Origin of the sequence: Saccharothrix obliqua (assembly GCF_019375475.1) — a bacterium.
GTDB classification, from domain to species: domain Bacteria; phylum Actinomycetota; class Actinomycetes; order Mycobacteriales; family Pseudonocardiaceae; genus Actinosynnema; species Actinosynnema obliqua.
On sequence record NZ_JAHXGQ010000005.1, the window covers coordinates 1 to 13,117 of the forward strand.

Below are 13,117 nucleotides of genomic sequence, written 5' to 3' on the forward strand. Positions count from 1 at the left end.
CGAGATCCAGCCGGGGCAGATCATCATCACCGACGTCGAGGGCTGGGACGGCGAGTCCGAGGCCGACGACAAGGCCCGGTTCGTGTTCCGCGGCGAGACCAAGCCGCTGAACGTGCCGGACGCCCCGCCGGTCGACCTGGCCGCCTCGTCCGGCGGTGACGCCGGCGAGTCGGACTCCGAGTCCGCCTGAGAGCGGTGACTGAGCGGTAGCGAAAGCGCCCCCCGGGTTTCCGGGGGGCGCTTTCGCGTGTCAGTGCAGGGAGCCGGCGGTGACGTGCAGGTCGGTGGTGCGGGTCAGCGTCGTGCGGATGACGAGGTCCAGGGCGCGGGCCGTGGTGTCCAGGTCGAGGCTGGGCATGTCGTCGTGGCCCTGTTCGGGGGCGTACGGCACGTGCACGAAGCCACCGCGGACCGTGGGGTGCTCCGTGGCGATGAGGTGCATGAGCCCGTAGAAGACGTGGTTGCAGACGAACGTCCCGGCGGTGTGGGACACGGACGCGGGGATGCCCGCGTCGTGCAGCGCCGCCACGCACGCCTTCACCGGGAGGCTGCTGAAGTAGGCCGCGGGACCGCCCGGCACGACGGGTTCGTCGATCGGCCGGCGGCCCGCGTTGTCCGGGATGCGGGCGTCGTCCAGGTTCACCGCGACCCGTTCGGGTGTCACCCCGGTCCGCCCGCCCGCCTGGCCGACGCAGACGACGGCGTCCGGCGCGTGCTCGGCGAGCAGACCCCGCAACGCGTCCAGCGACGCCCCGAACTCACACGGCAACTCCGCCGTCACCAACTCGTACCCGTCCGGCACGACCCGGCGCACCGCGTCCCAGGAGGGGTTGGTCGCCTCGCCACCGAACGGCGCGAAGCCCGTAAGCACGACTCTCACGAGAGTGAGACTAGAGGGCGACCTCGCGCCGAACCGGCGGAGCCGGACCGGAGCCGGTCGGTTCGGTCGGCGGCGCGGGCCGGTCCCCCCGGTGGTCGGCCGGGTCAGTCGTGCTTCGGCTCGGAGCTGAGCACCACCTCGAACTCCAGCAGGTCCGAGCCGGTGCCCACGGGCTTGGCCCGCTCACCCGCGTGCGCGGCGCGCCCGCTGCCCTCCAGCCAGTTCTTGAAGTCCTCGTCGGTCTGCCACTGGGTCACCACGAAGTACCGGTCGTCGCCGGCGACCGGGCGCAGGAGCTGGAAGCCCAGGAAACCGGGTGACGAGTCCACCGCGCCGAGGCGCGCGGCGAACCGCTTCTCCAGCTCCGGACCGGAACCGTCGGGCACGTGGATCGCGTTGATCTTCACAACCGCCATGCCACCGACGTTAGCAGCGCTCAGCGCCGCAGCGACCCGGGCCAGAGGTGCTCGTCGGACGGCCGCTCCGCGCCGCGGAACCACGCGGCGAAGAAACCGTCGAGGTCCTGGCCGGACACCTGCTCCACGTGGGCCTCGAACTCGGGCCACGCCGCGTTGCCGTCCCGGTGCTGCTCGAGCCACGTGCGCAGCGCCCGGTCGAACGCGTCGTCACCGATCTGGCGGCGCAACGCGTGCACCGCGAGCTGCCCCTTGTCGTAGACACCGCGGAACTCGTTGCCGCGGCCCATGTCGTACAGGGGGCGCTTCCAGTAGCCGCCGGACTTCTCGGTGCGGGCCACCTCCGCGCGGTACCGGTCGTCCAGGTTCTCGCCGTCCTTCGCCTCTGCCCAGAGCCACTGCGCGTAACTGGCGAAGCACTCGTTCAGGCAGATGTCGGCCCACGACCGGAGGGAAACCGAATCACCGAACCACTGGTGCGCGTTCTCGTGCACCAACGTCTCCAGGTCGGCCCAACCGGCGTACACGGGCCGCGTCTGGGTCTCCAGCGAGAAGCCGATGTCGTCGGCCAGGAAGATGCCGCCCGCCGCCTGGAACGGGTACGGCCCGAACCGCCCGGCCAGGAAGTCCAGGATCTCCGGCAGCCGCCGCTGGTGCTCCCGGGCCCGTTCGGCGCCCGGCGCGTAGGCGTCCACGACGGGTGTGCCGTCGGCGAGCGCGGAGCGGTCGACGCTCCACCTGTCGATCGCGATCGTGGTCAGGTAGGTGGCCATCGGCTTGGCCGCCTGCCACCGGTACGTGGACCACCCGTCCGCGTGAGTGGTGGCGCCCTCCACCCCGTTCGACACCACCGACCAGCCGTCCGGCACCCGCGCGGCGAGCTTGAACGCCGCCTTGTCGCGCGGGGTGTCGTTGGCCGGGAACCAGGTGGTCGCGGAGTGCGGCTGGCCCGCCGCGAACGCGCCGCCGGACGCCGACACCTGCCACCCGCTGCGGCCCAGCGCGCGGTCCTCGAACAACGTCGGCTCGCCGCCGTAGGTCACCGCGACGGTGAACTCCCGCCCGGCGCGCAACGGCTCGGCGGGCGTCACGACCAGCTCGTGCTCGCCCTCCTGCCGGAACTCGGCACGCCGGTCGCCCACCGCCACCTCGGACACCGCGAGCTGGTACAGGTCCAGGTTGAAGCGGCCCAGGTCGTCGGTCGCGACGGCGGTGACCAACGCCTTGCCGTCCAGGCGGCGGGTCGCCGGGTCGTAGCTGACGGAGATGTCGTACTCACGCACGTCGTACCCGGAGTTGCCGTCCTGCGGGTAGTACGGGTCGCCCGCGCCGTCCGCGCCCCGCGCGTCCACCACCGCCGGTGTGGTCGCGCTCGGGTCCGCCACGGGCCGCGGCTCGGGCGCACCCGGCAGCTTGGCGACCAGCACGCCGGCGATCACCAGCACGACGGCGGCGATGGCCAGGTAGGGGCGGGCCTTGGGGCTGAGTGCCATGCGGACATGATGCACGCATGACCGTCGTGGAGTTCGGGGGAGAGGGGCCGGGCATCCTGCTGCTGCACGGCCTGATGAGCCGCGCCTCCACCTGGTGGACCGCGGCGCGGTGGCTGCGGGCTCACGGCCGGGTCGTCGCGCCCGACGCGCGCGGCCACGGCCGCAACCCGCGGCGCGGGCCGTTCCGGACGGAGGACTTCGTCGCGGACGCGGCCGAGGTGCTGGAGCGGTTCGACCTCGCGCCCGCCGTCGTCATCGGGCACTCCATGGGCGGCCTGCACGCGTGGGCGCTCGCCGCGTCCCGCCCGGACCTGGTGCGTGCCGTGGTGGCGGAGGACGTGGTGCCGGACAACCGGGGCCGCTCGGTGGACGAGTGGCGCTGGTACTTCGACTCGTGGCCGGTGTTCGAATCCCTCGCGCACGTGCGGTCGGTGGTGCCGGTGCCGCGGGTGGAGGAGATGTTCGAGGAACGCGCCGACGGCTGGCACCTGATCGCGCGGCTGGAGGACCTGTACGAGATCGCCGCGGAGTGGGGCGAGCGGTCCTACTGGGACTACGTGGACGCCATCCGCTGCCCCACGCTCACCATCGAGGCCGGCCGGGGCGGGTTGCGGCCGGGGCAGATGGCCGAGGTGGCGCGCCGCACCGGCGGCCACCACCTGCTGGTGCCCGAGTCGGGGCACGTCGTGCACGACGAGGCGCCGGACGTCTACCGGGGCGCGGTGGAGGCGTTCCTCAGCGGGTCGATCCCGCCGGTCTGAGTGTCGATCACGGCCACCTCGCGGACCTCGGCCCGGATCGGCTCCACCGGGTGCAGCTCGGCGAACGCGCGCGTGGTGGCCGCGGCGTCCGCACCGGGCAGCAACACGCAGTGCGGCACCCAGCTACCGGGCAGGTGGTGGGCGTTGGGGTGCTTCACCCGGCCGGCCAACACGTCGTGGACGGCCGAGTGCACGGCCAGCAGCTCGGCGTCCACGACCGCGCCGAGCTGGAGCACACCCTCCGCGCGGGCCGACGCGCCGAGGGTGTGCAGCCACAGGTCGGGCAGCCACAGCCGGGCCAGGTCGGTCCGCAGCTCGGCCCGGACCTTCGGGCCGATCACGCCCGCCGCCGCGTACGTCAGGTGCGGCGGGAACGGGAAGCTCGCGCCGACGCGCCGCCACAGCTCCCGGATGCGCGCGTCGGCGTCCTCGTCGAAGAAGGCCACCAACGCGTGCATCAGTGCTCGCCCGGCAACGCGAACCGGCCGTCGGCGGTCTGCTCGACCAACCCGTCCACCAGCAGCGAGTGCAGGCACCGGTCCCGCTGGCCCGCGTCCGACCACGCGGTGTCCAACCGGGCCTTGTCGACCGGCTCGGACGTGCCGCGCAGGACGTCCAACAGCCGTCCGCGCACCTGCCGGTCCGTGCCCGCGAACTTCTGCACGGCCTTCGCCGGACCGTCGTACGCGGGTCGCCCGTTGAGCTGCCACGCGCACGTGGCGAACACGGGGCAGTCGGCGCACTTGGGGGCGCGTGCCGTGCAGACGACCGCGCCCAGCTCCATCAGCGCGGCCGAGAACACGGCGGCGTTCTCGTCGGGCAGCAGGACGACCACGTCGTTCATGTCGCGCGTGGTCGACGGCGGCCCGGCGTCACCGGCGCCGTGCACGGCCCGTGCGACGACTCGCCGCACGTTGGTGTCCACGACGGGGCACCGCTGCCCGTAGGCGAACGCCGCCACCGCACGCGCCGTGTACGCGCCGATGCCCGGCAACGCCAGGAGCGTGTCCACGTCGTGCGGCACCACGTCGCCGTGGTCGTTCGCGATGGCCTGGGCGGCGGCGTGCAGCCGCAGCGCGCGTCGCGGGTAGCCGAGCTTGCCCCACGCGCGCAGCACCTCGCCCTGCGTGGCACGGGCCATCGCGGACGGCTTCGGCCACCGCTCCAGCCAGTCGCGCCACACCGGCTCCACGCGGGCCACGGGTGTCTGCTGCAACATGATCTCGCTGACCAGCACGCCCCAGGCGGTGCACTCGGGCCGTCGCCACGGCAGGTCGCGTGCGGTCTCGGCGAACCAGTCGATGAGGGTCTGCGCGTCCACGCTCATATCGCCGCACAGTGTCCCAGAAACGCGGGGACGACCGGACCGCCGGCCCGGCCGTCCCCGACCCCGCGCTAGACGACCTCGGTCAGCTCACCGGTGTGGACGTCGTAGACGAACCCGCGCACGTTGTCGCGGTGCGGCACGAACGGGCTGTGCCGCAGGCGGTTCATCGAGTTCCGCACGCTGTCCTTGACCTCGCGGAACGCCTCCACCGACCACGTGGGGCGCATACCCGCCTCCCGCTCCAGCTCGTCCTTGAAGTCGTCCTCGGTCACCAGCTCCAGACCGCAGTTGGTGTGGTGCACGAGCAGCACCTCGCGGGTGCCGAGCTTGCGCTGGCTCAGCGCCAGCGAGCGGAGCATGTCGTCGGTCACCACGCCGCCCGCGTTGCGGAGCACGTGCGCCTCACCCTGTTGCAACCCGAAGATCTCGAACACGCGGATCCGGGAATCCATGCAGGTCAGGATCGCCACCTGCATGGACGGCTTGGGCGAGGACCGGTCACCGGGCACGATGTTGCCCAACTCGTGGTTGCGGCGCAGCAGCTCGTCGATAGACGTCATGGGACACCTCCCTTTCCTTCGGATTGGAACCCGCGCCCCGAATGGCGGCAAGTCAAACGGACGCGGATCACGTTCATCACATCGGATTACCCACGCCTCACCCGCTTCCGGGGGCGGCTTGGCTACCTTCGGTCGGGTGATCGAGCCCACAGGCCCGCTCCCGCCGGCGGTGTACCGGCGGCGGCGCGTGCTGGCCGCCGCGGGCGCGGTGGTGTCGCTCGTGCTCGCGGTCTGGCTGGTGGGCGCGTTGATCGGGCGGGGCGACCCGTCGACCACGTCGGCCGCCGCCTCGTCCGCCCCGCCGCCACCGCCGGAGCGGCCCGTGGTGGCCTCGTCGTCGGCGACCACGTCGCCCCCGCCGCCGGCGCCCGACCCGCCGCGGCCCACGGCCGCCGCGCCGCCGTCACCGGCGCCGCCGCCGGGCCCGCCGCCGCCGTGCGAGGACGCGCACCTGGTGGTGCGGGCGGAGGTGGAGCGGGCCGAGTTCCCGGCCGGGCAGCCCGTGCGGTTCCGGATCGCGGTGTCGAACGCGGGACCGCTGCCGTGCACGCGGGAGATCGGCCGCGCCGTGCGCGAGCTGGTGGTGACCGGCGCGGACGGCACGCGGCTGTGGTCGAGCAACGACTGCACGCCCGCCGAGGGCTCGGAGGTCCGGATCATCCAGCCGGGCGAGGTCTTCGAGTACGGCGTCAAGTGGCTCGGGAGCACGTCGGAACCGGGCTGCGCGAGCCCGAGCCGGCTCGGGCCGGGCGACTACCTGCTGATCGCGCGGGTGGCCGGGAAGGCGGGTGACCCGGTCGTGTTCCGGATGACCTGACGCCCGGCCACCGCACGGCGTCACGGGCCGAACCAGCGCTCCTCGACCGCGCCGCGCGGCGCGGCGGCGGTCGCGCCGACGACCAGTTCGGTGGACAGCGTGACCGACCGCGGCCGGGTGCGCTCCGCCGGGTCGAGCAGCAGCTTGCCCGCGGCGCGGCCCTTCTCCAGGACGGGCTGGCGGACCGTGGTGAGCCCCGCCTGCTCGGCCTCGCGGATGCCGTCGAACCCGGTGATCGTCAGGTCGTGCGGCACGTTGAGGCCGCGCTTGCGCGCCTCGCCGAGCGCGCCGAGCGCGAGGATGTCCGAGGTGCAGATGAGCGCCGTGATCTGCGGGTCGCGGTCGAGCACCTGGGCCGCCGCCGACGCGCCGGACGCGATGGTGTGGTCGAACCGCTCCACCACCGGCACCGCCGACCACTCCACGCCGACCTCCGCGAACGCCTCCGCGAGGCCCGCGAGCCGCGCCCGCTGCACGTGGAAGTGCGCCGAGCGCTGCCGCTCCCGGGTCACGTAGCCGTCGTTGCGGTCGCGGGCGAGGCGCATGCACACCACGCCGATCCGCCGGTGCCCCAACGCGATGAGGTGGCGGGCCAGCGAGTTCATCGCGGCCTGGTCGTCGATGCCGACCCGGTCGACGTTGCCCAGGTCCGGCTGGTCGCACACCACGGTGGGCACCGGCCGCTCCAGCACCGCCGCCAGGTGCGGGTCGTCGTCGGGCACCGAGTACACGACGAAACCGTCCACGCCCGCGCGGTGCACGGCCGCCACGTCCTCGCGCTCGGGGTTCGCCGGCACCAGCAGCAGCCCGGTCCCGGCGTCCTCGCACGCCAGGGCCAGGCCCTCCAGGAACCCGATCGCGGCGGGGTCGCGGAACGCGTAGGACAGGTTCTCGGTGAGGAGCAGCCCCACCGCACCCGCCTTCCGCGTGCGCAGCGACCGCGCGACCGGGTCGGGGCCCGGGTAGCCGAGTCGTCTCGCTGTCTCCAACACCCGGCGTCGCAGCTCCGGCGAGAGCTGGTCGGGACGGTTGTACGCGTTGGACACCGTTGTCCGGGAAACACCCAGCTCCGCGGCCAATGAGGCCAGCGTCGCGGGGCGTCGCACATGCATCGACCGCGCCATGAAGTGACCGTAACGGTTCAGAACCAATTACTGAAGTGGGGGTGACCGGCGTCCCGTAAAAAAGACATCGCCGCAGGTAGGACTACGTTACATGCGTGGAACATGGTCCAGACCAATCAGGAGGGTGGTGGCGGCGCGGTGGACTCCCGGACGACCAGCCGAGGGCGGAACACGCGCGTGTAGTTGCCCGCCGGCCGACGCCGCCGATCGGGGTCCAGGCGGTGCGCCAACTCGTCCACCGCGGCGGTGGCCATCTCCTCGATCGGCTGCGCCAGGGTGGTCAGCGCCGGCGAGCAGTACGACGCCAGCGGTATGTCGTCGAAACCCACCACCGACAGGTCGCGCGGCACGGCGAGACCCCGGCGGTGCGCCTCCCGCAGCACGCCGATCGCCATGTGGTCCGACGAGCAGATCACCGCGGTCGGCCGGACCGCGTCCAGCAACGCGGCCACCGCCGCCGCGCCGCCCTCCGGCCCGAACGGCGCGTGCGCCACGTACTCCGAGCCGGCCGGCAGCCCGTCCTCCTCCAGCGCCGCCGACCAGCCGGCGCGCTTGAGCCGCGACGGCAGCGACCGCGCCGGTCCCGACACGAAGCCGATCCGGCGGTGCCCCAGCTCCACCAGGTGCCGCGTCGCCGCGTACCCGGCGTGCTGCTCGTCCACCGTCACGTCCGGCACGTCCAGCGACGGCGTCGCGCCGTTGACGAACACCATCCGCACCCCGTCCGCGAGGAGCTTGGCGTAGTAGCTGGGGCGCGGCGCCCGGCCGAGCGGCACCTCGACGTTGGTGATCTCCGGTGACACGAAGACCATCCCCTCCACGCCACGCGCCAGCAGCATCCGGACGTACTCCTCCTCGCCCATCGCGGCCGAGCCGGTGGCGCGGGTGTTGCACAGCAGCGACGAGTAGCCCAGGCGCGCGGCACGCACCTCCAGCGCCTCGGCGAACGCCGGGAACACCGGGTTGGACAGCTCGGGCACCAGCAACCCGATCACGCCGGTCCGTTGCAGCGCGCCCAGGCCGCGCGGGGTGTAGGGCATCTCGCTGAGGACGGACAGCACGCGTTGGCGCGTCTCCTCGTTCACACCCGCCCGGCGGTTGAGCACCCGGCTCACCGTCGAGATGCTCACCCCGGCGGCCCTGGCGATCTCGGCGAGCCCGGACACCGCGCCTCCTCTCGTTCGACGCCGATCTTGCCTGTCATCGTCGCCGAGCGGTCGGGTGTGACACGCGGCGCGCCGCCGGTCGGCCCCGTCACGCCGGCAAGGTTTTGCGGTGACCGCCCGAACGGCCGCCACCCTTGGGGCCGAATTCCACGCGAAACCTTGACCCGGCCCTGGTCGGGGTATGAAATCCGCGTCACCCGGTTCGCAACTCCTTGCCGATGGAGGGACGACGGTGCGACGCGAACTCCTCAGGACCGCGGTGGCGGTCGCCGCCGCCGGCCTGCTCGCCCTCACCGCGTGCGGTGGCGGTTCGACGGGCGGCACCGGCGAGGTGGTCTTCTGGGACACCAGCGGGCCCAACGAGGCGCCGGTGTTCGCCGCGGTCGCGCGGGAGTGCGCCGACCGGGGTGGTTTCCGGGTGCGGGTCGAGACCGTCGCCTTCGACGCCGCGTTGAACAACTTCAAGACCGCCGCGCAGGGCGGCCAAGGGCCGGACGTGTTCCGCGCGGAGGTCGCGTGGGTGGCGCAGCTGGCGAAGCTGGGTTACCTGGTGGACCTCGGCGGCACGGCCGCGGGCGGGGACACGGCGGACTTCCTGGCCACACCGCTGGGTTCCGCCAAGTACGACGGCCGGCTCTACGGCGTGCCGCAGGTGACCGACTCGCTGGCGTTGTTCTACAACAAGAAGGCGCTGGCCGACGCGGGCGTCGAGCCGCCGAGGACGTGGGACGAGGTCAAGGCCGCGTCGACCAAGCTCGGAGGGGAGAAGGCGTTCTTCGTCAACAACGACGCCTACTACGCGTTGCCCTTCATCTACGGCGCGGGCGGCGACCTCGTGGACGCCGAGGCGAAGAAGATCGTGGTCGACTCGCCGCAGAACGTGAAAGCACTGCGCACGGCCAAGGGCCTGCTCGACGCGAAGGCCGCGACGACCGCCCTCGACCCGGCCAACTCGTACAACAACATGCAGGCCGCGTTCTCGTCCGGTGAGGTCGCGATGGTCGTCAACGGGCCGTGGTCGGTCGCCGACTACCTCAAGGGCGCCGCGTTCACCGACCCCGCCAACCTGGGCATCGCGCCGGTCCCGGGTGAGACGGCGGGCAAGGGCGCGGCACCCGTCGGCGGGCACGACTACGTGGTCCGGCAGGGCACCAGGGCCAAGGACCCGGCGGTCGCGCTGGTCGCCTGCATGAGCGGGGTCGACGCGCAGGTCCGGGTCGCCCGGGAACTCGGCCTGCTGCCCACCCGCGCGTCGGCCTACGAGGACCCGGCCGTGCGGGCGCACCCGGTGGTGTCGGCGTTCCGGGAGGTGGCGCGGGACGCGCACCCGCGGCCCTGGATCCCCGAGGGCGGCCGGCTGTTCGACCCGCTGAAGACCGCCTACGCGGACGTGCTGGCGGGCGCGAAGGACGCCGAGGAGGCGCTGCGCGAGGTCGCCAGGGCGTACAAGGACCAGGTGGTCACCGACTACGCGCTCGGCTGAGGAGGTGGCCGTGCGCAGGTTCCTCGACCGGTACTGGTACGCGTACGCGATGGTGTTGCCGGTGGTGCTGGTCACCGGCGTGCTGGTGCTGATCCCGCTCGCCCAAGGGGTGTTCTTCACCTTCACGGACATCAACGAGGGCAACATCGCCAACCCGGTCCTGGACCGGCCCGCGACGTTCTCCGGCGTGGGCCTCGTGAACTACCTCCACGTGCTGTCCGGCGACCCGGCCTACGGCTCGTTCTGGTCGACCCTGGCACGCACGCTGGTCTGGACGTTCGGCTGCGTGCTCGCCCACTTCACCATCGGCCTCGGGCTGGCGGTGCTGCTCAACCGCCGGGTGCGTGGGCGGGCGGTCTACCGGGCGCTGCTGATCCTGCCGTGGGCGGTGCCGTCGTTCATCAGCGCGTTCGCCTGGAAGTACATGTTCAACGCGCAGTACGGGGTCATCAACCAGGCGTTGCGCGTGGTCGGGCTGCCGGACCCGGTGTGGCTCGGCCAGTCGGACTGGGCGCTGGTGGCGGTCATGCTCGTGAACGTGTGGCTGGGGGTGCCGTTCATGATGGTGGCGTTGCTGGGCGGGCTCCAGGCGATACCCGCGGACCTGTACGAGGCGGCCGAGGTGGACGGGGCGTCGCCGTGGCAGCGGTTCCGCGACATCACCCTGCCCGGTCTCCGGGCGGTGTCGGGCACCGTGGTGCTGCTGGGCGTCATCTGGACGTTCAACATGTTCGCCGTCATCTACCTGGTCACCGGGGCGAACCCGAACACCCGCATCCTGGTGACCTACGCGTTCGAGCGGTTCTTCTCCGGCGCGTCGCGCGACTACGCGATCGCCTCCACGTACGGGGTGCTCATCCTGTCCGTGCTGCTCGTGTTCGTGGCCGGCTACCGACGCGCGTTGCGCGGGCAGGAGGCGGCGTGATGGCGGCACGTCGGTCGCGGCTCGCCAGCGTCGGGCTGCACGCCGCGTTGGTCGGCGCGTCGGTGATCGCGGTGTTCCCGGTGTTCTGGGTGCTCGTGACGTCCTTCAAACCGGACGCGCGGGCCGTGGAGACGACGCCGCGCCTGCTCAACGAGTCCAGCCTGGACAACTACGCACGCGTCCTGGCCGGGGAGAAGGGCGACTTCCTGGCCTGGTTCGGCAACTCGGTGCTGATCGCCCTGGGCACGACCGCGCTCGCGGTGTTCCTGTCCGCCACCGCGGGCTACGCGGCGTCGCGGTTCCGGTTCCCCGGCAGGCGACCGCTGCTGCTGTCGTTCCTCCTGGTGCAGATGTTCCCGTTCGCGGTGCTGATCGTGCCGCTGTACAACGTGCTGCTGGCGCTGGGCCTCCAGGGCACCGGGTTCGGCCTGGTCCTGGTGTACTGCACGACGGCCGTGCCGTTCTGCGCCTTCATGCTCAAGGGCTACTTCGACACCATCCCCGCCGACATCGACGAGGCGGGCCGGGTGGACGGCCTGTCGCCGTTCGGCGTGTTCTGGCGGCTGGTGCTGCCGCTGGCCCGGCCGGGTCTCGCGGTGACCGCGTTCTACGCCTTCCTCACCGCGTGGGGCGAGGTGGCGTTCGCGTCGGCGTTCCTGTCGGCGGCGGACGGGTCGAAGACGCTCGCGGTCGGGTTGCAGGTGTTCGTGCAGCAGAACCGGACCGAGTGGGGCCACCTGGCGGCGGCCTCGGTCCTGGTCGCCGTGCCGGCGGTCGCCGCGTTCTACCCGGTGCAGCGGTACCTCGTGGCCGGGCTGCCGTCCGGCGCGGTCAAGGGCTGACCGGAGGACTGGACCAATCGCCCTGTTCCCGTAAGCGCTTGCGATGCCTAGCGTGGCGGGAAAGCTCGGTGGTGAAAGGTGCGTTACCCATGGCAGAGGTCGCATACGACAAGGCTTCGCGGATCTTCTCCGGCAACCCGCCGGTCCGCGCGGTCGACGAGTTGTCGCTCGACGTGGCGGACGGCGAGTTCCTGGTCCTCGTCGGCCCGTCCGGTTCCGGCAAGTCGACGGCCCTGCGGATGCTCGCCGGCCTGGAGGACGTGGACGAGGGCGCGATCAAGATCGGCGGCAAGGACGTCACCAACGTGCCGCCGAAGGGCCGGGACATCGCGATGGTGTTCCAGTCCTACGCGCTGTACCCGCACATGACGGTCGCCGAGAACATGGGCTTCGCGCTGAAGCTGCGTGGCGTGGCCAAGGGCGAGATCAAGGCGAAGGTCGCCGAGGCGGCCAAGATGCTCGACCTCACCAAGTACCTCGACCGCAAGCCGAAGGCGTTGTCGGGCGGCCAGCGGCAGCGCGTCGCCATGGGGCGCGCGATCGTGCGCGAGCCCGCGGTGTTCCTGATGGACGAGCCGCTGTCCAACCTGGACGCGAAGCTGCGCGTGGAGACCCGCGCGAACATCGCGGCCCTCCAGCAGCGCCTCGGCACGACCACCATCTACGTCACGCACGACCAGGTCGAGGCGATGACGATGGGTCACCGGGTCGCCGTGCTCAAGGACGGCCTGCTCCAGCAGTGCGACACCCCGCGCGCCCTCTACGACAAGCCGGGCAACGCGTTCGTGGCGGGCTTCATGGGTTCGCCCGCGATGAACCTCAAGACGGTCCCCCTGACCGCGGAGGGCGCGAAGCTCGACGGCCTGGTGGTGCCGCTGGAGCGCCGCGCGCTGGACCGCGCGGGCGCGGACGGCCTGTCCGAGGTGACGTTCGGCGTGCGGCCGGAGTCGCTCGCGCTGGTCGGCTCGTCGAGCGTCGGCATGGAGATGGTGGTCGAGCTGGTCGAGGAGCTGGGCGCGGACGCGCTGGTGCACGGCGCGGTGCGGATCGGCGGCGCGGCCGAGCGGTTCGTGGTGCGCGTGGACGGCCGCACCCCGCCCGGCCTGGGTCAGACGGTGAAGGTGGCCGTGCGCGACGCGGGCGAGGTCCACCTGTTCCACCCGGAGTCGGGCGTGCGCCTCTCCAGCTGAACGACGCGGTGACGCGAGGGTCGCTCCGGTTGGGGCGGCCCTCGACGCGTTCCGGGCCACAAATACCCGGTCGGTGGACACGGCGACGGCGGAGCGTTCTAAACTGAACTCGACAACGGTTTCCATTACCTCT

15 protein-coding genes are annotated in these 13,117 nt (G+C 72.4%); 7 read left to right on the top strand and 8 right to left on the bottom strand.

Features of this window, described 5'->3' with window-relative positions; genetic code table 11:
* On the top strand, positions 1-190 hold a 190-nt coding region (locus tag KZQ38_RS16785), incomplete at its 5' end, for a hypothetical protein (protein ID WP_219443036.1).
* Between the two features lie 60 nt (positions 191-250).
* On the opposite strand, the gene pcp is transcribed toward KZQ38_RS16785, so the two are convergent.
* The 3 genes from pcp to KZQ38_RS16800 form a co-directional block, all read right to left on the bottom strand.
* On the bottom strand, positions 251-880 hold the full coding sequence (pcp, locus tag KZQ38_RS16790; RefSeq protein WP_219443037.1) for a pyroglutamyl-peptidase I: 630 nt from the start codon (positions 878-880) through the stop codon (positions 251-253).
* 104 nt (positions 881-984) lie between these two features.
* Positions 985-1,296, bottom strand: a complete 312-nt coding sequence (locus tag KZQ38_RS16795) for an antibiotic biosynthesis monooxygenase family protein (protein WP_219443038.1) — start codon at positions 1,294-1,296, stop codon at positions 985-987.
* A 20-nt stretch (positions 1,297-1,316) separates the two neighbouring features.
* Positions 1,317-2,789, bottom strand: coding sequence for a M1 family metallopeptidase (locus tag KZQ38_RS16800; RefSeq protein ID WP_219443039.1), 1,473 nt, complete (start codon positions 2,787-2,789; stop codon positions 1,317-1,319).
* A 17-nt stretch (positions 2,790-2,806) separates the two neighbouring features.
* On the opposite strand from KZQ38_RS16800, the gene KZQ38_RS16805 reads away from it, so the two are divergent.
* Positions 2,807-3,550 carry an alpha/beta fold hydrolase gene (locus tag KZQ38_RS16805; RefSeq protein WP_219443040.1) on the top strand — a complete coding sequence of 248 codons (744 nt, stop codon included), beginning with the start codon at positions 2,807-2,809 and terminating at the stop codon, positions 3,548-3,550.
* Here KZQ38_RS16805 and KZQ38_RS16810 read toward each other — a convergent pair.
* From KZQ38_RS16810 to KZQ38_RS16820, 3 genes are all read right to left on the bottom strand, one after another.
* The gene (locus KZQ38_RS16810; RefSeq protein WP_219443041.1) at positions 3,499-4,008 is read right to left on the bottom strand and encodes a 2'-5' RNA ligase family protein; all 510 of its coding nucleotides are present in this window, start codon (positions 4,006-4,008) and stop codon (positions 3,499-3,501) included. The genes KZQ38_RS16805 and KZQ38_RS16810 overlap by 52 nt on opposite strands.
* Positions 4,008-4,877, bottom strand: a complete 870-nt coding sequence (locus KZQ38_RS16815) for an HhH-GPD family protein (RefSeq protein ID WP_219443042.1) — start codon at positions 4,875-4,877, stop codon at positions 4,008-4,010. The genes KZQ38_RS16810 and KZQ38_RS16815 overlap by 1 nt, the downstream gene beginning before the upstream one ends.
* 68 nt (positions 4,878-4,945) lie before the next feature.
* Positions 4,946-5,437: a beta-class carbonic anhydrase gene (locus KZQ38_RS16820; RefSeq protein ID WP_219443043.1), complete on the bottom strand. Its 492-nt coding sequence runs from the start codon at positions 5,435-5,437 to the stop codon at positions 4,946-4,948.
* 136 nt (positions 5,438-5,573) lie between these two features.
* Here KZQ38_RS16820 and KZQ38_RS16825 point away from each other — a divergent pair, with 136 nt between their 5' ends.
* On the top strand, positions 5,574-6,254 hold the full coding sequence (locus tag KZQ38_RS16825) for a hypothetical protein (RefSeq protein ID WP_308258443.1): 681 nt from the start codon (positions 5,574-5,576) through the stop codon (positions 6,252-6,254).
* Positions 6,255-6,274: 20 nt separating this feature from the next.
* On the opposite strand, the gene KZQ38_RS16830 is transcribed toward KZQ38_RS16825, so the two are convergent.
* A complete protein-coding gene (locus KZQ38_RS16830) occupies positions 6,275-7,378 on the bottom strand; it encodes a LacI family DNA-binding transcriptional regulator (RefSeq protein ID WP_219443045.1) in 1,104 nt (367 codons plus the stop codon).
* Between the two features lie 116 nt (positions 7,379-7,494).
* A complete protein-coding gene (locus tag KZQ38_RS16835) occupies positions 7,495-8,544 on the bottom strand; it encodes a LacI family DNA-binding transcriptional regulator (RefSeq protein ID WP_219443046.1) in 1,050 nt (349 codons plus the stop codon).
* A gap of 232 nt (positions 8,545-8,776) precedes the next feature.
* Here KZQ38_RS16835 and KZQ38_RS16840 point away from each other — a divergent pair, with 232 nt between their 5' ends.
* The 4 genes from KZQ38_RS16840 (at position 8,777) to KZQ38_RS16855 (ending at position 12,984) form a co-directional block, all read left to right on the top strand.
* Positions 8,777-10,027 carry an extracellular solute-binding protein gene (locus tag KZQ38_RS16840; protein ID WP_308258444.1) on the top strand — a complete coding sequence of 417 codons (1,251 nt, stop codon included), beginning with the start codon at positions 8,777-8,779 and terminating at the stop codon, positions 10,025-10,027.
* A gap of 49 nt (positions 10,028-10,076) precedes the next feature.
* Positions 10,077-10,952: a carbohydrate ABC transporter permease gene (locus KZQ38_RS16845; RefSeq protein ID WP_219443528.1), complete on the top strand. Its 876-nt coding sequence runs from the start codon at positions 10,077-10,079 to the stop codon at positions 10,950-10,952.
* Positions 10,952-11,794 carry a sugar ABC transporter permease gene (locus tag KZQ38_RS16850; protein ID WP_219443048.1) on the top strand — a complete coding sequence of 281 codons (843 nt, stop codon included), beginning with the start codon at positions 10,952-10,954 and terminating at the stop codon, positions 11,792-11,794. Before KZQ38_RS16845 ends, KZQ38_RS16850 begins: the two co-directional genes overlap by 1 nt.
* Before the next feature lie 89 nt (positions 11,795-11,883).
* A complete protein-coding gene (locus tag KZQ38_RS16855; protein ID WP_219443049.1) occupies positions 11,884-12,984 on the top strand; it encodes an ABC transporter ATP-binding protein in 1,101 nt (366 codons plus the stop codon).
* The last annotated feature ends 133 nt before the right edge of the window (positions 12,985-13,117 follow it).